Annotated in this window: 18 protein-coding genes and 1 tRNA gene; 9 read left to right on the forward strand and 10 right to left on the reverse strand. The window is 61.9% G+C overall.

Features of this window, described 5'->3' with window-relative positions; genetic code table 11:
* Positions 1 to 194 precede the first annotated feature (194 nt).
* Complete coding sequence (locus DM807_RS05140) at positions 195 to 1,571, reverse strand: L-serine ammonia-lyase (protein ID WP_012270098.1); 1,377 nt, start codon at positions 1,569 to 1,571, stop codon at positions 195 to 197.
* A 442-nt stretch (positions 1,572 to 2,013) separates the two neighbouring features.
* On the opposite strand from DM807_RS05140, the gene DM807_RS05145 reads away from it, so the two are divergent.
* From DM807_RS05145 to choV, 3 genes are all read left to right on the forward strand, one after another.
* A complete protein-coding gene (locus tag DM807_RS05145) occupies positions 2,014 to 2,961 on the forward strand; it encodes a choline ABC transporter substrate-binding protein (RefSeq protein WP_012270097.1) in 948 nt (315 codons plus the stop codon).
* A gap of 81 nt (positions 2,962 to 3,042) precedes the next feature.
* Positions 3,043 to 3,891, forward strand: a complete 849-nt coding sequence (gene choW, locus DM807_RS05150) for a choline ABC transporter permease subunit (protein ID WP_179027140.1) — start codon at positions 3,043 to 3,045, stop codon at positions 3,889 to 3,891.
* Positions 3,888 to 5,066 (forward strand): choline ABC transporter ATP-binding protein, encoded by a 1,179-nt coding sequence (gene choV / locus DM807_RS05155; protein ID WP_012270095.1) that lies wholly within the window; start codon positions 3,888 to 3,890, stop codon positions 5,064 to 5,066. The genes choW and choV overlap by 4 nt, the downstream gene beginning before the upstream one ends.
* Positions 5,067 to 5,185: 119 nt before the next feature.
* Here choV and hisF read toward each other — a convergent pair whose 3' ends face one another.
* The 6 genes from hisF to DM807_RS05185 all read right to left on the reverse strand — a co-directional run bounded on the left by hisF (position 5,186) and on the right by DM807_RS05185 (position 10,057).
* Complete coding sequence (hisF, locus tag DM807_RS05160) at positions 5,186 to 5,956, reverse strand: imidazole glycerol phosphate synthase subunit HisF (RefSeq protein ID WP_008091498.1); 771 nt, start codon at positions 5,954 to 5,956, stop codon at positions 5,186 to 5,188.
* 10 nt (positions 5,957 to 5,966) lie between these two features.
* Positions 5,967 to 6,704: a 1-(5-phosphoribosyl)-5-[(5-phosphoribosylamino)methylideneamino]imidazole-4-carboxamide isomerase gene (gene hisA, locus DM807_RS05165; RefSeq protein ID WP_179027117.1), complete on the reverse strand. Its 738-nt coding sequence runs from the start codon at positions 6,702 to 6,704 to the stop codon at positions 5,967 to 5,969.
* A 27-nt stretch (positions 6,705 to 6,731) separates the two neighbouring features.
* Positions 6,732 to 6,992 (reverse strand): DUF2164 domain-containing protein, encoded by a 261-nt coding sequence (locus tag DM807_RS05170; protein ID WP_060494681.1) that lies wholly within the window; start codon positions 6,990 to 6,992, stop codon positions 6,732 to 6,734.
* Positions 6,993 to 7,631, reverse strand: a complete 639-nt coding sequence (gene hisH, locus DM807_RS05175) for an imidazole glycerol phosphate synthase subunit HisH (protein ID WP_060494682.1) — start codon at positions 7,629 to 7,631, stop codon at positions 6,993 to 6,995.
* Positions 7,632 to 8,225, reverse strand: coding sequence for an imidazoleglycerol-phosphate dehydratase HisB (hisB, locus tag DM807_RS05180; protein WP_003255736.1), 594 nt, complete (start codon positions 8,223 to 8,225; stop codon positions 7,632 to 7,634).
* A gap of 170 nt (positions 8,226 to 8,395) precedes the next feature.
* The gene (locus DM807_RS05185) at positions 8,396 to 10,057 is read right to left on the reverse strand and encodes an OFA family MFS transporter (RefSeq protein WP_060493521.1); all 1,662 of its coding nucleotides are present in this window, start codon (positions 10,055 to 10,057) and stop codon (positions 8,396 to 8,398) included.
* Between the two features lie 307 nt (positions 10,058 to 10,364).
* On the opposite strand from DM807_RS05185, the gene DM807_RS05190 reads away from it, so the two are divergent.
* The 4 genes from DM807_RS05190 to DM807_RS05205 all read left to right on the forward strand — a co-directional run bounded on the left by DM807_RS05190 (position 10,365) and on the right by DM807_RS05205 (position 14,110).
* Complete coding sequence (locus DM807_RS05190; RefSeq protein WP_179027118.1) at positions 10,365 to 12,611, forward strand: AsmA family protein; 2,247 nt, start codon at positions 10,365 to 10,367, stop codon at positions 12,609 to 12,611.
* A complete protein-coding gene (gene mutY, locus DM807_RS05195) occupies positions 12,608 to 13,675 on the forward strand; it encodes an A/G-specific adenine glycosylase (protein ID WP_179027119.1) in 1,068 nt (355 codons plus the stop codon). The genes DM807_RS05190 and mutY overlap by 4 nt, the downstream gene beginning before the upstream one ends.
* A complete protein-coding gene (locus DM807_RS05200; RefSeq protein WP_003255742.1) occupies positions 13,672 to 13,944 on the forward strand; it encodes an oxidative damage protection protein in 273 nt (90 codons plus the stop codon). Before mutY ends, DM807_RS05200 begins: the two co-directional genes overlap by 4 nt.
* A 90-nt stretch (positions 13,945 to 14,034) precedes the next feature.
* Positions 14,035 to 14,110, forward strand: a tRNA-Phe gene (locus tag DM807_RS05205).
* A 136-nt stretch (positions 14,111 to 14,246) separates the two neighbouring features.
* Here DM807_RS05205 and DM807_RS05210 read toward each other — a convergent pair.
* Positions 14,247 to 14,549, reverse strand: a complete 303-nt coding sequence (locus tag DM807_RS05210) for an addiction module antidote protein (protein WP_060493523.1) — start codon at positions 14,547 to 14,549, stop codon at positions 14,247 to 14,249.
* Positions 14,550 to 14,558: 9 nt separating this feature from the next.
* Positions 14,559 to 14,849, reverse strand: coding sequence for a type II toxin-antitoxin system RelE/ParE family toxin (locus tag DM807_RS05215; RefSeq protein WP_179027120.1), 291 nt, complete (start codon positions 14,847 to 14,849; stop codon positions 14,559 to 14,561).
* Positions 14,850 to 14,998: 149 nt separating this feature from the next.
* On the opposite strand from DM807_RS05215, the gene ppk2 reads away from it, so the two are divergent.
* Together ppk2 and DM807_RS05225 are read left to right on the forward strand one after the other, a co-directional pair.
* A complete protein-coding gene (gene ppk2 / locus DM807_RS05220; RefSeq protein WP_060493525.1) occupies positions 14,999 to 15,979 on the forward strand; it encodes a polyphosphate kinase 2 in 981 nt (326 codons plus the stop codon).
* 60 nt (positions 15,980 to 16,039) lie between these two features.
* Positions 16,040 to 16,483 carry a hypothetical protein gene (locus DM807_RS05225; RefSeq protein ID WP_012270086.1) on the forward strand — a complete coding sequence of 148 codons (444 nt, stop codon included), beginning with the start codon at positions 16,040 to 16,042 and terminating at the stop codon, positions 16,481 to 16,483.
* Between the two features lie 76 nt (positions 16,484 to 16,559).
* Here DM807_RS05225 and gabP read toward each other — a convergent pair whose 3' ends face one another.
* Positions 16,560 to 17,945, reverse strand: a complete 1,386-nt coding sequence (gabP, locus tag DM807_RS05230) for a GABA permease (protein WP_179027121.1) — start codon at positions 17,943 to 17,945, stop codon at positions 16,560 to 16,562.
* Positions 17,946 to 18,069 lie beyond the last annotated feature (124 nt).

Below are 18,069 nucleotides of genomic sequence, written 5' to 3' on the forward strand. Positions count from 1 at the left end.
GCGCAGTGTAGGTTGCCCAGAAACGACACTCTTGAGTGTCACCGACAACACGAGTACTGATAACGACACCCGACGATCGGTAGGCGTCGTGCGCACCATAAAGAGGCATTGGTGATTGTGCTGCACCTGCATCAACCTCAAGGGCCTCTTCGCGGGTAAAACCGCGAAGAGGCCCTTGAGGGGGGATCAAACCATTAGCATTCGATAGCACTGACAGCCAGGCCACCGCGCGAGGTTTCTTTGTACTTGTCGTGCATGTCGGCCCCGGTATCGCGCATGGTGCGGATTACCTGGTCGAGAGAAATGAAGTGCTCACCGTCCCCGCGCAAGGCCATCTGCACCGCGTTGATGGCCTTCACCGCAGCAATCGCGTTGCGCTCGATGCACGGCACCTGCACCAGCCCGCCGACCGGGTCGCAGGTCAGGCCGAGGTTGTGCTCCAAGGCAATTTCAGCAGCGTTTTCCACTTGTGGCGGGGTAGCCCCGAGCACTTCGGCAAGGCCCGCTGCAGCCATGGCACAGGCCGAGCCGACTTCACCCTGGCACCCCACTTCGGCACCGGAGATCGAAGCGTTCTTCTTGCACAAGATGCCCACCGCAGCAGCACCGAGGAAGAAGTCGACCACGCTCGACTCGTCCACTTCATCGCTAAAACGCATGTAGTAGTGCAATACCGCCGGAATGATCCCGGCCGCGCCATTGGTAGGCGCGGTGACCATGCGCCCGCCGGCGGCGTTTTCTTCGTTGACCGCCAGGGCGAACAAGTTGACCCACTCCATGGCGCTCATGGTCGAGCCGATCACGTTGGGCTTGCCGATTTCCTGCAGGCTGCGGTGCAGCTTGGCGGCGCGGCGGCGCACATTCAGCCCGCCAGGTAGCGTGCCTTCGTACTTGAGGCCGTTGTTGACGCATTCCTGCATGGCCTCCCAGAGCTTGTGCAGGCCTGCGCGAATCTCTTGCTCGCTGCGCCAGACCTTCTCGTTGGCCATCATCAATTGCGACACGCTGAGGTCGTTTTGCTTGCACAGGCGCAGCAGTTCAGCGGCGCTGTTGAAGTCGTACGGCAGCACGGTCTGGTCGGCATCCAGCACGCCGCTGGCGGCCTGGGCAGCATCGACCACGAAACCGCCGCCCACCGAGTAGTAGGTGTCGCGGTGCAGCTCACCCTGCTCGCCTTCGGCAATCAGGGTCATGGCGTTGGGGTGGTATGGCAAGTTCTCGTCCAGCAGCAGCATGTCGCGGGCCCAGACGAATTCGATGGGTAGCCGGCCGTCCAGCTGCAGGGTGTCGGTTTCGCGCAGGTCGGCGATGCGCGGCACGATCTGGGTCGGGTCAATGGCGTCAGGCCATTCGCCCATCAGGCCCATGATGGTGGCGTTGTCGGTGCCGTGACCGATACCGGTGGCCGACAGCGAGCCGTAAAGACGCACCTCGATCCGTTTCACACGCTCCAGCTCGCCGCGTTCGCGCAGGCCCTGAACGAACAGGGCGCCAGCACGCATGGGGCCGACGGTGTGGGAGCTGGAGGGCCCGACACCGATCTTGAACAGGTCGAACACGCTGATGGCCATTGTCGAATCACCTCTTGCTGGGCTTGTCTCTGCGCGCCATGCGCAGGGCGGGGCAGCTGCTAGGCTGAAACAGCGGGCCGCCTTGAATGCCAGCATCATCGGGCTTTTACCGCCCCCCTCGCCGTCTGCAACCGACGTACTTTTGTCCAGCAGCGCCGCGCTGTTCGTTGCCTTATCCACGCCGTTTTCCAGCGGCCTGGTGACGCAAAAATGCGGCCGAAGGGGTGGAAAAATCCATAAGCGACATCGCCCGTACTGGATACGACCCGTTCCGTACTGGATACGACCCTACCAGTAGGCGATTGCCCGGCGCTGGAGGATTATCGAAAGCGACTCGTAAAGCACGGCCACGCATCCTGCCCTCTGCAGGCCTGGTCGACCGGACCTTCAGAAAGCCCGGCGACCCACGCGAACCCGAAGACAAAATCACAGGAGTCCATCCATGAAAGGTTCACCCTCGCTGTTGCTGGTTGCGTTGCTGTCCACGCCATTGCTGGCCCAGGCCGCCGAACCCGAGCAGTGTCAGACGGTACGTTTCTCCGATGTCGGCTGGACCGACATCACAGTCACGACCGCGACCACCAGCGTTGTGCTCGAAGCCCTGGGTTACAAAACCCACACCACCATGATCTCGGTACCGGTGACCTACAAGTCGCTGGCCACCGGCAAGGACCTGGACGTGTTTCTCGGCAACTGGATGCCGACCATGGAAAACGACATCAAGCAGTACCGCGACGCCGGCACGGTGGAAACCGTGCGCGCCAACCTGGAAAACGCCAAGTACACCTTGGCCGTGCCCCAGGCGCTGTATGACAAGGGCCTGAAGGATTTCAGCGATATTCCCAAGTTCAAGAAAGAACTCGATAGCAAGATCTACGGCATAGAACCCGGCAACGATGGCAACCGCACCATCCAGAGCATGATCGACAAGAACGCCTTCGGCCTGAAGGACGCCGGTTTCAAGATCGTGCAATCGAGCGAGGCCGGCATGCTGTCGCAGGTCGACCGCGCGCAGAAGCGTGGCGAAGCGCTGGTGTTCCTGGGCTGGGAACCGCACCCGATGAACACCCGCTTCAAGATGCAGTACCTGACCGGCGGGGACGAATTCTTCGGCCCCGACTTCGGCAAGGCCACCGTGCTGACCAACACCCGCAAGGGCTACGCGCAGGAATGCAGCAACGTTGGCCAGCTGTTGAAGAACCTGTCGTTCGAGCTCAAGGATGAAAGCACCATGATGGGCTATGTCCTGGACGACAAGATGAAACCCGAAGCCGCCGCCAAGAAATGGATCAAGGACAACCCAGGCAAGCTGGATGCCTGGCTGGCCGGCGTGACCACCGTGGATGGCAAACCTGGCCTGGAGGCGGCCAAGGCCAAGCTCACGCAATAACGAACCACGCAATAGCGCTACCTCGGGGCAGGACCGTGCCTGCCCCGGGTTGATTTCAATCTATGCAGGTGGAAGCTCGCTATCATGCTTATCGATCAGAAAATACCCCTGGGCCAGTACATCGCGTCGTTCGTCGAGTGGCTGACCCAGAACGGCGCGAATTACTTCGACGTCATCGCGCAAGGCCTGGAGTTCATGATCCATGGCGTCACCAGCGCCCTGACCTGGTTCAACCCGTTCGTTCTCATTGCCCTGTTCGCCGCCCTGGCGCACTTGATCCAGCGCAAATGGGCGCTGACCGTGTTCGTTGCCCTGTCGTTCCTGTTGATCCTCAACCTGGGCTACTGGCAGGAAACCATGGAAACCCTGGCCCAGGTCACCTTCGCCACGGTGGTGTGCGTGGTAATCGGCGTGCCGCTGGGCATCCTCGCCGCGCACAAACCGATGTTCTACACCGCCATGCGGCCGGTGCTCGACCTGATGCAAACGGTGCCCACCTTCGTCTACCTGATCCCAACCCTGACCCTGTTCGGCCTGGGCGTGGTGCCGGGGCTGATCTCCACCGTGGTATTCGCCATTGCCGCGCCTATTCGCCTGACTTACCTGGGCATCTGCGACGTGCCGCAAGAGCTGATGGACGCCGGCAAGGCCTTTGGCTGCTCGCGTCGCCAACTGCTTACCCGTATCGAACTGCCGCATGCGATGCCCAGCATCGCCGCCGGCGTCACCCAGTGCATCATGCTGTCGCTGTCGATGGTGGTGATTGCCGCCCTGGTCGGCGCTGACGGCCTGGGCAAACCTGTGGTCAACGCACTGAACACCGCCGATATCTCCCTGGGCTTCGAAGCGGGCCTGGCGATCGTGCTGCTGGCGATCATGCTCGACCGTATCTGCAAGCAACCGGAACTGCCGGTAAGGGGTGAGGCATGAGCATCATTCGTTTCGAAGACGTCGACGTCATTTTCTCCAACAAGCCACGCGAAGCGCTGTCGCTGCTGGACCAAGGCAAGACCCGCGAGCAGATCCTCAAGCAGACCGGCCTGGTGGTTGGCGTCGAGAAGGCCAACCTGGATATCAACAAGGGCGAGATCTGCGTGCTGATGGGCCTGTCCGGCTCGGGCAAGTCGAGCCTGCTGCGCTGCATCAACGGCCTCAACACCGTCAGCCGTGGCAAGCTGTTCGTCGAGCACGAAGGCAAGCACATCGACATTGCCCACTGCTCCCCGGCCGAGCTGAAGATGATGCGCACCAAGCGCATTGCCATGGTGTTCCAGAAGTTCGCCCTGATGCCCTGGCTGACGGTGCGCGAGAACATCAGCTTTGGTTTGGAAATGCAGGGCCGCCCGGAAAAGGAACGGCGCAAGCTGGTCGACGAGAAGCTTGAGCTGGTGGGCCTGACCCAATGGCGCAACAAGAAGCCGGACGAGCTTTCAGGCGGCATGCAGCAGCGCGTGGGCCTGGCCCGTGCACTGGCCATGGATGCCGACATCCTGTTGATGGACGAACCGTTCTCGGCCCTCGACCCGCTGATCCGCCAGGGCCTGCAGGACGAACTGCTGGGCCTGCAGGCCAAGCTGAGCAAGACCATCGTGTTCGTCAGCCATGACCTGGACGAGGCACTGAAGCTGGGTACCCGTATTGCGATCATGAAGGACGGGCGGATCATCCAGTACAGCAAGCCGGAAGAAATCGTGCTCAACCCGGCCGACGAATACGTGCGCACCTTCGTCGCCCACACCAACCCGCTGAACGTGCTGTGCGGCCGCAGCCTGATGCGCAGCCTGGACAACTGCAAGCGGGTCAACGGTTCGGTGTGCCTGGACCCCGGTATCGATTCGTGGCTGGACCTGGGCGAAGGCGGCGCGCTCAAGCGTGCTCGCCAGGGCCAGAACGGGCTGGACATGCAGAACTGGGCACCGGGGCAGGATGTGGAGCTGCTGGAGCGCAGACCGACCGTGGTGCACGCCGACATCGGCATGCGCGAGGCGCTGCAGATTCGTTATCAGACTGGCAACAAGCTGGTGCTGCAGGATAACGACAGGGTGGTGGGGATTCTTGGGGATACCGAGCTTTATCACGCGTTGCTCGGCAAGAATCACGGGTGATGCAATTGGGGCCGCTTTGCGGCCCATCGCGACACAAGGCCGCTCCTACAGAGATACGCATTACCCTGTAGGAGCGGCCTTGTGTCGCGATAGGAGGGCAAAGCCCTCCCAGCGATCTGTCAGCGAACGACGATCCCGCGCGAAGCCATGTAGGCCTTGGCTTCCGGTACCGTGTACTCGCCAAAGTGGAAGATACTGGCCGCCAGCACCGCGCTGGCATGCCCTTCCAGAATACCGTCAGCCAGGTGCTGCAGGTTGCCCACACCACCCGAGGCAATCACCGGAATACCCAGCGCATCACTGATGGCACGGGTAACGCCCAGGTCGAAGCCGTTCTTCATGCCGTCCTGGTCCATGCTGGTGAGCAGAATCTCGCCTGCACCCAGGCCTTCCATCTTCTTCGCCCACTCCACTGCATCCAGGCCAGTCGGCTTGCGCCCACCGTGGGTGAAAATCTCCCAGCGCGGCGTTTCACCCGGCCCGGACACTTTCTTGGCATCGATGGCGACAACGATGCACTGCGAACCGAAACGGTCCGCAGCCTCGCCCACGAACTCCGGGTTGAACACCGCAGCCGTGTTGATCGAAACCTTGTCGGCACCGGCGTTGAGCAGGTTACGGATGTCCTGCACGGTACGCACGCCACCGCCCACGGTCAGCGGGATGAACACCTGGCTGGCCATGCGCTCGACGGTATGCAGGGTAGTGTCGCGGCCATCGACGCTGGCGGTGATGTCGAGGAAAGTGATTTCGTCGGCACCCTGCTCGTTGTACCGACGGGCGATTTCCACCGGGTCGCCGGCATCACGGATGTTCTCGAACTTGACGCCCTTGACCACCCGGCCGTTGTCCACGTCCAGGCAAGGGATGATGCGCTTGGCCAGTGCCATGGTTCAGTCCTCAGCCTTGGTAGTTGTCGCAGAAGGCCTGGGCCTCGGCGACATCGAGCGTGCCTTCGTAGATGGCACGGCCTGTGATGGCGCCGACAATGCCTGGCGCCTTGGCGTCGAGCAGGGCCTTGATGTCGCCCAGGTTGTGAATGCCGCCAGACGCGATCACCGGAATGCGGGTGGCTTCGGCCAGCGCCTTGGTGAACGGCACGTTGCAGCCCTGCATCATGCCGTCCTTGGCGATGTCGGTGTAGACGATCGCCGAGACGCCATCGGCCTCGAAACGCTTGGCCAGGTCGATGACCTGCACCGAGCTGACTTCGGCCCAGCCGTCGGTGGCGACGAAGCCGTCCTTGGCATCCAGGCCAACGATGACCTTGCCTGGGAAGGCCTTGCACGCTTCGGCGACGAACTTGGGCTGCTTGACCGCCTTGGTGCCGATGATCACGTAGCTGACGCCAGCCTTGACGTAGTGCTCGATGGTTTCCAGCGAACGGATACCGCCGCCGATCTGGATCGGCAGAGTCGGGTAACGTTTGGCGATGGCGGTAACCACTTCACCGTTGACCGGTTGGCCTTCGAAAGCGCCGTTGAGGTCGACCAGGTGCAGGCGGCGGCAGCCACCCTCGACCCACTTGGCGGCCATGCTCACCGGGTCGTCGGAAAATACCGTGGAGTCTTCCATGCGGCCCTGGCGCAGGCGCACGCAGGCACCGTCCTTCAGATCGATAGCGGGGATAATCAGCATCTTGGGAACCTGTCTATTTGTTGGGTTTCAGGGCTTCTCGAGTGCCCACAGGTCGCTTTCGATGCTCTCGAACCGCTCCTTGAGGTGCAGCTGAACATCGGCAATCGCCCTGTTGTAGTAATGGGGTGCAATTTCCTTGCTGAACAGCTCGAGGACTTCGGCCACCTCGAACGACCCCAGCTGCAGCTCGAAGCGGTCTTCAAGGAAGCGCTTGAGCGTGTCGAGCGCATCGCGCTCCTGCTCGGGGGCCAGGGTCATGATCGGGGCCTTGGTCTTCGACCTGCTCATTTACCAGCGCCCGTCCCAGGCGACGAAGTTCTGCAGCAACTGCAGGCCATGGGTATGGCTCTTCTCCGGGTGGAACTGCACGGCAAAGCGCGAGCCATCAGCCAGCGCGGCGGCGAAATCGACGCCATAGTGGCCGCGACCGACCACCTGGCCCGCCTTGCCGGCATTGATGTAGTAGCTGTGCACGAAGTAGAAACGTGCGCGGTCGGGGATGTCGTGCCACAGCGGGTGGTCGATGGTCTGGGCAACTTCGTTCCAGCCCATGTGCGGCACCTTCAGGTGCTCGCCGTCTTCTTGCAGGTCTTTGCCGAAGAAACGCACCTGGCCGGGAAACAGACCGATGCAATCGACACCGGTGTTTTCTTCGCTGTGTTCGAGTAGCGCCTGCATACCGACGCAGATACCGAGGAACGGGCGGTCCTGGCTGACTTCACGCACCAGGCTGTCGAAGCCCAGGCGGCGGATTTCGGCCATGCAGTCGCGAATCGCACCCACACCTGGGAACACCACGCGGTCGGCCTCGCGGATCACTGCGGCATCGCTGGTGACCAACACCTTACCGGCACCTACGTGCTCAAGCGCCTTGGCCACCGAGTGCAGGTTGCCCATGCCATAGTCGATTACGGCTACCGTCTGCATTTACAGGCACCCTTTGGTGGAAGGCATTTGCCCGGCCATGCGCTCGTCGAGGGTAATGGCCATGCGCAGAGCGCGGCCGAAAGCCTTGAACACGGTTTCGATCTGGTGGTGGGTGTTGTGGCCACGCAGGTTGTCGATGTGCAGGGTGACCAAGGCATGGTTGACGAAGCCCTGGAAAAACTCCTGGAACAGGTCGACATCGAAGCCACCAACGCTGGCGCGGGTGTACGGCACGTGCATCTGCAGGCCTGGGCGGCCAGAAAAGTCGATGACCACGCGCGACAGCGCTTCGTCCAGCGGCACGTAGGCATGGCCGTAGCGGAAGATGCCTTTCTTGTCACCGATGGCCTGGGCGAATGCCATGCCCAGGGTAATGCCAACGTCTTCGACGGTATGGTGATCGTCGATATGCGTATCACCCTTGCACTCGATATCCAGATCGATCAGCCCATGGCGGGCGATCTGGTCCAGCATGTGTTCAAGGAAAGGCACACCGATATCGAATCGGGCCTTGCCACTGCCATCGAGGTTGATCGAGCACTTGACCTGGGTTTCCAGGGTATTGCGCTCGACGGAAGCCTTACGTTCGACCATCACCAGCTCCGCAAAATCATTGGGCGAAAAGGGCTCCATTATAGGCCCAGAACGCGCCAGCTTGAAACGCGGATGACATATGGCAAAGCGAGGAATTACGCGGGCTAGATGCCGCTACAGGTCTATACAACCAGGTAATTGGGGCTGCCTTGCAACCCCAAAGGAGCGGCTCAGTGGAACAGCACAGCTGTCTTCTGCAAGGTTACCCACACCCCCCAGGCCAACGGCACGACCACCACAGCCCAGGCCAGCAGCACCAGTGGCAGGCTGCCCGGCGCCGCTTTCCACTCCAGCGAGCGTGCACTGTCGGCGCCCTTGTCCTGGCTCAACGCCCGCTCGGCGGCCAGCTCTGCATCGCTCATGAAATGCTTGTCGGCCACCGGGCGTACCAGCATGTTGCAGATAAAGCCCAGCACAAGCAGGCCAGCGAGGATGTACAAGGTCATGTCGTAAGCCGCTGCCCGCTCCACACCCGCGGCCAACTGAGACTCACGCAGATAAGTGATCAACACCGGCCCCAGCACCCCCGCCGCCGCCCAGGCCGTCAGCAGACGACCATGAATGGCGCCGACCATCTGCGTACCGAAGAGGTCAGCCAGGTACGCCGGCACGGTCGCGAAGCCGCCACCATACATCGACAGGATGATGCAGAACGCGGCCACGAACAGCGCCACGTTACCCAAGTGCCCCATGTTCGGCACCAGGCTGTAAAGGCCAACGCCCAAGGCGAAGAAAGCGAAGTAGGTGTTCTTGCGGCCGATGTAGTCGGAGAACGACGCCCAGAAGAACCGCCCGCCAATGTTGAACAGGCTCAGCAAGCCAGTAAAACCGGCAGCGATCGCGGCAATCTGCGCCAGCTGGGCAGTGTTCAGCTGGCTGAAGGTCAGTTCGTTGCCCAGCAGCTTGCCGGCGAACACCTCCTGCAGCAGCGGCGAAGCCATGCCAAGAATGCCGATGCCTGCCGACACGTTCAGGCACAACACCAGCCAGATCAGCGCAAACTGAGGCGTCTTCCAGGCCACGCTGACGTGCACGTGACGGTCGGTGACCATGGCGTTGCCGGCCTTTTTCACCGGGGCCGTCCAGCCTTCAGGCTTCCAGCCGGTCGGCGGGACACGATATGCCAGAGCGCCGGCAGTCATGAACACGAAGTAGATCGCCGCCATGGCGACGAAGCTCTGCCACACGCCAACTTCATGCTCGTTGCCAAAATGCCCCATCAGCGCGGTGGCCAGCGGTGCACCCACCATGGCCCCGCCGCCAAAGCCCATGATCGCCATGCCGGTGGCCATGCCGCGCTTGTCCGGGAACCACTTGATCAGGGTCGACACTGGCGAGATATAGCCCAATCCCAGGCCGATACCGCCAATCACGCCGGAGCCCAGCCACATCAGCCATAGCTGGTGGGTTTTCACGCCGATTGCCGAAAGCAGCATGCCGCCACACCAGCACAGGGCCGAAACCAGGCCTGCCTTGCGCGGGCCGGCATGCTCCAGCCAACCGCCCAGCACCGCAGCCGAGCAGCCGAGAAAGACGAAGAACAGGGTGTAGATCCAGCTCAGCATCGAGATCGGCCAGTCGCATTCGGCGCTGAACATCCGGGCCATGAAGCTCATGTCTGCGGCACAGGCAACGGGGGCGGTGATGCCGAGGGCTTGCGACAAAGGCAACCAGAACACCGAGAAGCCATAGGCCATGCCGATGCACAAGTGAATGGCCAGGGCGGCGGGTGGCACCAGCCAGCGGTTGAAGCCCGGGCGGGCGATGATGCGCTCCTTCGACAGGAAGCCTGGCGCACTGGCCGAGGAGCCCGTCGCGACGGTACTGGTCATGGATCTGATCCTTGTTATAGGGAGGGTGCTCGCAAAGCGGCGCAAGGTTAGCAGAGCCAAGTAGCGTGAAAGCAATCTGATATCGTGATTTATTGCTTGGCTGAAACGGTCCTCTTTCCTGTGCCAGCCTCTTCGCGGGTAAACCCGCGAAGAGGCCGGCACAGGCGAACATCTGCCCGCCGAAAGCCGTACCATCTGCTGAAAACGTAGGATATGCCCTGTATCTCTGGTCGAATACGCAGGGACAACCCTCGCGGCGTTATACTCTGCCGCCTGAATTTCACTAACGGACTACAAGGACTCGCCCATGAAAGCGTTCGGCAAAATCCTGGGACTGGGGCTTCTCGGGTTGCTGCTGATCATCGTGGCGCTGGGCTTCGCCCTGACCCACCTCTTTGATCCCAACGACTACAAAGACGAGATTCGCCAGCTGGCACGCGACAAGGCTCACGTGGAGCTGACCCTCAACGGCGATATCGGCTGGAGCCTGTTCCCATGGCTGGGCTTGGAGCTGCACGAAGCCAGCATCGCCACCTTGGCCAAACCCAAGGAACCGTTCGCCGACCTGCAGATGCTCGGCCTTTCGGTCCGTGTACTGCCATTGCTGCGCCGCGAAGTGCAAATGAGCGATGTACGCGTCGAAGGCCTGAACCTGACCCTGGCGCGTGACGAACAGGGCCATGGCAACTGGGAAGACATCGGCAAGCCGCTGCCTGCGCAAAACGGCACAACCGCCGGTGCACCCGCGCAGCCACCTGCCGAGCAGAAGCCCACGACCGCCGACAACAACGACCGCGCCGTCAAGCTGGACATCGACAGCCTGACCGTGAACAACGCCCGCGTGCAGTACACCGATGCCAAGACCGGCCAAAGCTATAGCGCCGAAAGCATCCAGCTGAGCACCGGCCCGGTCCATGAAGGCGCCAACATTCCGCTCAAGGCCAGCGCCTTCATCAGCGCCAGCCAACCGAGCATCAAGGCCCGCACCGAGCTGGCCGGCGAACTGCGCTTCGACCGCAAGCTCAAGCGCTACAACTTCGAAGACATGCGCCTGTCGGGCGAAACCTCGGGTGAACCCACTGGTGGCAAGACCGTGACCTTTGCCGCCCAAGGCCAACTGCTGGTAGACCTGGCTGCCAATGTGGCTTCGTGGAACGGCCTGAAAGTCTCCGCCAACCAGCTGCGCGCCCTCGGTGAGCTGAACCTGCGTGACCTGGACAAGGCACCCCAGCTGAGCGGCGGTCTGTCCATCGCCCAGTTCAACCTGCGCACCTTCCTCGACAGCATCGGCCGCCCACTGCCGGCCACCAACGACCCGGCCGCCTTCGCCAAGCTGGAGCTGGTGACTCGCCTGCAGGGCACGCCCAACAGCCTGGCCCTGGAAGACCTGGCGGTGAAGCTGGACGACAGCACCTTCAGCGGCCGCGTGGCCGTCGAAGACTTCGCCAAGCAGGCCCTGCGCCTGCAGCTCAAAGGCGACACCTTCAACGCCGACCGCTACCTGCCGGCCAAGAGCGAAGAAGCCAAGGGCGCCACCGCTGCGCGCCAGGCCGAGGTGAAGCAACAGGAAGCCAGCGCCGTGGCCGGTGCCGGCACCACGCCACTGCCCAATGCCCCAACTCAGGTGGCCTGGAGCGACGACAAACTGCTGCCGGTGGACCGCCTGCGCGCCCTCGACCTGCAGGCCGACCTGGCCTTCGGTTCGTTGACCCTGGACAAGTTGCCGATCGAAGACGCCCAGCTCAAGGCCATTGGCCAAGCTGGCCTGTTGACCCTGCAAACCCTGCGCGGCGAACTGTACAACGGCACCTTCGAAGCCAAGGGCACGGTCGACGTGCGCCCTGCCGTGCCACAACTGGGCGTGAACACCAACATCCAACGGGTGCCGGTGGAGCACTTCATCAAGACCGAAAGCAAGGAGCAGACGCCACCGGTCAAGGGCCTGCTGACCCTGACCAGTGATCTGACGGCCACCGGTAACAGCCAGAAGGCACTGGTCGACACCCTGAACGGCAGCGCAAACTTCACCATCAACGACGGTGTGCTGGTCAATGCCAACCTGGAACAGCAGCTGTGCCAGGCCATCGCCACCCTCAACCGCAAAACCCTGAGCGGCGAACCACGCGGCAAGGACACCCCGTTCCAGGAGCTGCGCGGCAGCCTCGTGGTACGCAATGGCGTCGCCAGCAACCCGGACCTCAAGGCCCGCATCCCAGGCCTGACCGTCAACGGCCATGGCGACCTCGACCTGCGCGTGCTGGGCATGGACTACAACGTGGGTGTGATCGTCGAAGGCGACCAGCGCGCCATGCCGGACCCTGCCTGCCAGGTCAACGAACGGTATGTTGGCGTTGAAGTGCCGCTGCGCTGCCGCGGCCCGCTGGAACTTGGCGCCAAGGCCTGCCGCCTGGACCAGAACGGCCTGGGCAAGGTGGCGGCCAAGCTGGCCGGCAACCGCCTGCAAGACAAGATCGACGAAAAGCTTGAAGAAAAACTTGGAGACAAAGTGAGCCCGGAAGTGAAAGACGCGCTCAAGGGGCTGTTCAAGCGATGAGCCCCGAGCAGTTCTCCAGCGCTGTGCTGGATTGGTATGACGAGCACGGCCGGCACGACCTGCCCTGGCAACAGGGCATCACCCCGTACCGGGTATGGGTGTCAGAAATCATGCTGCAGCAGACCCAGGTCAGCACCGTGCTCAACTACTTCGACCGCTTCATGCAGGCCCTGCCGACCGTGCAGGCCCTGGCCGAGGCGCCGGAGGACGAAGTGCTGCACCTGTGGACCGGGCTGGGCTACTACACCCGTGCCCGCAACCTGCAAAAGGCCGCGAAGATCGTCGTCGAGCAACATGGCGGCGAATTCCCGCGCAGTGTCGAGCAGCTTACCGAGCTGCCCGGCATCGGCCGCTCCACGGCAGGTGCCATCGCCAGCATCAGCATGGGCATCCGCGCGCCGATCCTCGACGGCAACGTCAAGCGCGTGCTGGCCCGCTACAGCGCCCAGGCGGGCTACCCCGGCGAGCCCAAGGTGGCCAACCAGCTGTGGGCCACCGCCGAGCGCTTCACCCCACAATTGCGCGCCAGCCACTACACCCAGGCGATGATGGACATGGGCGCCACGCTGTGCACGCGCAGCAAGCCCAGCTGCCTGATCTGCCCGCTGCAGCGCGGCTGCGAAGCGCACCTGCACGGTGAAGAAACCCGCTACCCCGAGCCCAAGCCGCGCAAAGCGCTGCCGCAACGGCGCACCCTGATGCCTCTGCTGACCAACCCCGAAGGCGCCATCCTGCTGTATCGCCGCCCTTCCAGCGGCCTGTGGGGTGGTTTGTGGAGCCTGCCGGAGCTGGATGACATTGCCCAACTCGAAGACCTGGCCTATCAGCACGGCCTGCGCCTGGCTGGCAGCCACGCCATGGATGGCCTGACCCACACCTTCAGCCACTTCCAGCTGGCGATCGAGCCCTGGCTGGTGCGCGTCGACCCGGTCGGCGAGCACATGGCCGAGGCCGACTGGCTCTGGTATAACCTCGCCACCCCGCCGCGCCTGGGCCTTGCCGCCCCGGTGAAAAAGCTGCTTGAACGCGCGGCCGACGAACTGATTGCAGGAGACGCCCGATGACCCGCACCGTGATGTGCCGCAAGTACCAAGAAGAACTCCCAGGCCTGGAACGCCCGCCCTACCCAGGCGCCAAGGGCCAGGACATCTTCGAACACATCTCGCAGAAAGCCTGGGCTGACTGGCAGAAGCACCAGACCATGCTGATCAACGAAAAGCGCCTGAACATGATGAACGCCGAGGACCGCAAATTCCTCCAGGCCGAGATGGACAAGTTTTTCGCCGGCGAAGAATACGCCCAGGCCGAAGGCTACGTTCCACCGGCCGAATGACCCCAAAAATCGTAAGCGACGGAATTAATTTAAAATTTTTTCAAAAAGTCGTTGACGAGCGGTCCGGAAATCTATTTAATTCACCTCGTCGCCCAGATAGCTCAGTCGGTAGAGCAGAGGATTGAAAATCCTCGTGTCGGCGGTTCGACTCCGTCTCTGGGCACCACCTTCAAGCTTCTGGTGGTTGCAAAGTTACCCGAAGCGACAACAAGAAACCCGCCTAGTGCGGGTTTTTTGTTGCCTGTGATTTTTGCTGCAGGCTTGGCAGCCAACTGACTTAGCTACCAAATTCAATCCGGACGTTACCCTGCAGTGGGTGGTAGCACCTCGGCATGAAGCCTCACCCCAAGCGCCGCCATCACTTTCATGATGGTCGCCAAGCTGGGGTTACCTTCAGCAGACAGCGCCTTGTACAACCCCTCCCGCGTGAGCCCGGTATCGCGCGCCAGTTGAGCCATACCACGAGCACGAGCGATATCACCCAAGGCAGCAGCAAGCAGTGCAGGGTCGTTTTCCTCCAGACAGGCTTCGAGGTACAAGACCATGTCCTCCTCTGTCTTCAAATGGTCCACAGCATCCCATTTGGTCAATTTGATATTTTTCATGATGGCCTCCTAGAGGTCGCGAGCCAGCTTGAGAGCCGATTTGATATCCCTGGCCTGACTAGCCTTATCGCCACCCGCCAGGAGGATGATCACTTCATAACCTCGTCGAACGAAATACACCCGATAGCCCGGACCATAGTCGATCCGAAGCTCGGATACCCCTTCAGCAACCGGCCTACAGTCACCCATCACTCCAAGACCCACCCGTCGTAACCGGACAGTTATGCGTGCTTTCGCACGCGGGTCCCGCAAAGCAGCGAACCACGTTCGGTAGGTGTCGGTTTGAATTAATGTATGCATGGGAGGAATGTAAACCGTAGTTCACACTACAGCCAATTGGTAGCTGTTTCAAACTGTTTATAGGCACCCAGTTGACCAGCATCAAATGGCCATCACTCGCCACAATTTAAGGTGCTGGATGGACATCCGAATCGACTAGCAAGGACCCCATGAGCGAAGAATCCCCCCTACTGCTCCCCGCCCCCGGCGAACCTGCCGTCACCCCAGTCCGCACGCGCCGCCCACGCCAGCGCAAGCCGGAACCGACGATCACCCGCATCAGCCAGCAACCCGCAGCGCTGGAAGTGGCTACCGCCCCCAGGGGCAGCAATGAAGACAGCACCTCGGCGCGCCTGCCGGCCAGCTACCCCTACCGCACCCGGCTGCGCCGCCAGGACTACGAGAAGGCCAAGCACGCGCTACAGATAGAGCTGCTGAAGGTGCAGAGCTGGGTAAAGGACACCGGCCAACGTGTGGTGATTCTGTTCGAGGGGCGCGATGCCGCCGGCAAGGGCGGCACCATCAAGCGCTTCATGGAGCACCTCAACCCACGTGGCGCTCGAATCGTTGCGCTCGAGAAGCCTTCCGAGCAGGAGCAGGGCCAGTGGTATTTCCAGCGCTATATCCAGCACCTGCCCACGGCGGGTGAAATGGTGTTCTTCGACCGCTCCTGGTACAACCGCGCCGGGGTAGAGAAGGTGATGGAGTTCTGCACGCCACTGCAGTACCTGGAATTCATGCGCCAGGCGCCGGACCTTGAGCGCATGCTGTGCAACAGCGGCATCCTGCTGTTCAAGTACTGGTTTTCGGTGAACCGCGAAGAGCAGCTGCGCCGCTTCATCTCGCGCCGCGACGACCCGCTCAAGCACTGGAAGCTGTCACCTATCGACATCAAGTCGCTGGACAAGTGGGAAGACTACACCGCCGCCAAGGAGGCGATGTTCTTCCATACCGACACTGCCGATGCGCCGTGGACAGTGATCAAGTCCGATGACAAGAAGCGTGCGCGGCTCAACTGCATCCGCCACTTCCTGCACTCACTGGACTACCCGGGCAAGGACCATAGTGTGGCCCATGCGCCGGATGAGCTACTGGTCGGCAGGGCATCGCACGGGTTCGAAGAGGATGAGTCCGCCCCGCTGGCGAGTTGAAACGCCGAGGCAGCTGCGCTTCAATACGCGCAATTTCCGAACACCCCAAGGATTCACCCCATGGCCACCCCTACCAAGCAACAGAAACGCGCCAAACGCGCCGCCAGCAAGGCCAAGCAGAACCGCATGGTGCGCAGCGGCCAGGCGGTCAAGGCCAGTGCCGGCGACAGCGCCAGCGTCGAGCAGGTGTACAACAAGGCCATGGAGTCGGGCAGCTACGACGCGATGTTCAACAAGATGAAGGAAGCCCAGGAGGGCGGCCTGGTACCGATGATCTCGGTGTTCCTGGTGGACCCGCTACTGGCCCTGGTACTCAAGGGGCACAAGGAAGAGCACGCCACCGACTACATCGTGCTGGTGTTCAACGCCTACCGCAAATGGCTGGACGGCGCTGACGAAGAGGCCACCATGGCCTGGCTGGAGAGCGATGAGTTCCAGGAGGCCTATATCGCCGCTTCCGAACTGGTTGCCAAGCAGCAGCAACAGCAGAAGCAGTTCGGCTGACAGGGCCGTTTAACCTGCCAACGAAAAAGGCCGTGCCCCTCACAGGGCACGGCCTTTTCATTTCAGCCAGCGCGGATCAGTTATCCAGCACCACCCGTCCGGCAGCCTCACGCTTGCGGTGCACCAGCAAGCCAGCTGCCACCACACCAATACTCAGCAGCGCAGTCGCGATGATTTCGGCGCGGTGATCTTCACGCAACGCCATTACCACCAGAATGGCAACGATGAAGGCAATGGTCGCCCAGGTCAGGCCCGGGAACAGCCACATCTTGAATGTGATTTTCTCGCCGCGGGCTTCACGCTGGGCACGCATGCGCAACTGCGACACGGCAATCACCAGGTACACCAGCAGCGCAATGGCGCCCGAACTGGCCAGCAGGAACTCGAACACCTGGGCCGGGGCCACGAAGTTGGCGAACACGCAAAGGAACGCCGCTGCCGTGGACAGCAAAACCGCCACGTGCGGGGTAGCCGCCTTGGTGGTGCGCTGGGCGATGGCCGGTGCGTCGCCACGCTTGCTCAGCGAGAACAGCATACGCGACGAAGTGTACAGCGCCGAGTTCAGGCAGCTGGTCACTGCGATCAACACCACGATGTCGACGATCAGCTTGGCATTCGGTACGCCGATACGGCTCAGCACGGTCTGGTAGGAACCGGTTTCGGCCAGCGCTGGGTCGTTCCAAGGCACCAAGGCGACGACCAGGAAGATCGACACCAGGTAGAACAGGCAGATACGCCAGATCACCGAATTGGTGGCACGGCTGATCTGCTTGCCCGGGTCCTTCGACTCGGCAGCGGCGATGGTGACGATTTCAGTACCCATGAACGAGAACATGGTGGTCAGCATCGCGGCCAGCACAGCGCCCAGGCCGTTCGGCATGAAGCCTTGGGTATCGAACAGGTGGCTGGCACCGCTCACCTGACTGTTTGGCACGAAGCCGAACAAGGCAGCACAGCCCACGGCGATGAAGCCGATGATCGCCAGCACCTTGAGCAGGGCGAACCAGAACTCGAACTCACCGTAGTTCTTAACGCTGCACAGGTTGGTCAGCGTCAGCGCCAAGGTAATGATGAGGGAGAATGCCCACAGGTCGACCGCAGGGAACCACGCATGCAGGATGGCTGCGGCGGCATTGGCCTCCAGCGGTATCACCAGCACCCAGAACCACCAGTACAGCCAGCCAATGGTGAAACCGGCCCAGCGCCCGATGGCGCGGTCGGCATATGTGGAGAACGAACCGGTGTCAGGCGAGGCGACAGCCATTTCACCCAACATGCGCATCACCAGCACCACCAGGGTACCGGCGGCGGCATATGCCAGCAGCACGGCAGGGCCGGCAGCTGCGATGGCGTGGCCGGAGCCTACGAACAGGCCGGCACCGATGACGCCAGCGATGGACAGCATGGTCACATGCCGTTGTTTGAGCCCCTGAGCGAGGTCATTGGAATTGTTACCGCTCATTGAAACTACCTTTGTAAGGAGTGGACCACTCCGACTGCGGGTACAAAGCGCACCAAGGGTTGGCCTAGGCGTCGCTGCAATCGGCGGTTTCCTACTGGCAATAAGCGCGCCATGTGCTGAATGC

Origin of the sequence: Pseudomonas hunanensis, from assembly GCF_013393325.1 — a bacterium.
GTDB classification, from domain to species: domain Bacteria; phylum Pseudomonadota; class Gammaproteobacteria; order Pseudomonadales; family Pseudomonadaceae; genus Aquipseudomonas; species Aquipseudomonas putida_P.

What these genes read in the sequence shown, in the direction of transcription:
- DM807_RS05140 (WP_012270098.1), bottom strand. Translation starts at nt 1,571, where the DNA reads ATGGCCATCAGCGTGTTCGACCTGTTCAAGATCGGTGTCGGGCCCTCC.
- DM807_RS05145 (WP_012270097.1), top strand. Translation starts at nt 2,014, where the DNA reads ATGAAAGGTTCACCCTCGCTGTTGCTGGTTGCGTTGCTGTCCACGCCA.
- choV (WP_012270095.1), top strand. Translation starts at nt 3,888, where the DNA reads ATGAGCATCATTCGTTTCGAAGACGTCGACGTCATTTTCTCCAACAAG.
- hisF (WP_008091498.1), bottom strand. Translation starts at nt 5,956, where the DNA reads ATGGCACTGGCCAAGCGCATCATCCCTTGCCTGGACGTGGACAACGGC.
- hisA (WP_179027117.1), bottom strand. Translation starts at nt 6,704, where the DNA reads ATGCTGATTATCCCCGCTATCGATCTGAAGGACGGTGCCTGCGTGCGC.
- DM807_RS05170 (WP_060494681.1), bottom strand. Translation starts at nt 6,992, where the DNA reads ATGAGCAGGTCGAAGACCAAGGCCCCGATCATGACCCTGGCCCCCGAG.
- hisH (WP_060494682.1), bottom strand. Translation starts at nt 7,631, where the DNA reads ATGCAGACGGTAGCCGTAATCGACTATGGCATGGGCAACCTGCACTCG.
- hisB (WP_003255736.1), bottom strand. Translation starts at nt 8,225, where the DNA reads ATGGTCGAACGTAAGGCTTCCGTCGAGCGCAATACCCTGGAAACCCAG.
- DM807_RS05185 (WP_060493521.1), bottom strand. Translation starts at nt 10,057, where the DNA reads ATGACCAGTACCGTCGCGACGGGCTCCTCGGCCAGTGCGCCAGGCTTC.
- DM807_RS05190 (WP_179027118.1), top strand. Translation starts at nt 10,365, where the DNA reads ATGAAAGCGTTCGGCAAAATCCTGGGACTGGGGCTTCTCGGGTTGCTG.
- mutY (WP_179027119.1), top strand. Translation starts at nt 12,608, where the DNA reads ATGAGCCCCGAGCAGTTCTCCAGCGCTGTGCTGGATTGGTATGACGAG.
- DM807_RS05200 (WP_003255742.1), top strand. Translation starts at nt 13,672, where the DNA reads ATGACCCGCACCGTGATGTGCCGCAAGTACCAAGAAGAACTCCCAGGC.
- DM807_RS05210 (WP_060493523.1), bottom strand. Translation starts at nt 14,549, where the DNA reads ATGAAAAATATCAAATTGACCAAATGGGATGCTGTGGACCATTTGAAG.
- DM807_RS05215 (WP_179027120.1), bottom strand. Translation starts at nt 14,849, where the DNA reads ATGCATACATTAATTCAAACCGACACCTACCGAACGTGGTTCGCTGCT.
- ppk2 (WP_060493525.1), top strand. Translation starts at nt 14,999, where the DNA reads ATGAGCGAAGAATCCCCCCTACTGCTCCCCGCCCCCGGCGAACCTGCC.
- DM807_RS05225 (WP_012270086.1), top strand. Translation starts at nt 16,040, where the DNA reads ATGGCCACCCCTACCAAGCAACAGAAACGCGCCAAACGCGCCGCCAGC.
- gabP (WP_179027121.1), bottom strand. Translation starts at nt 17,945, where the DNA reads ATGAGCGGTAACAATTCCAATGACCTCGCTCAGGGGCTCAAACAACGG.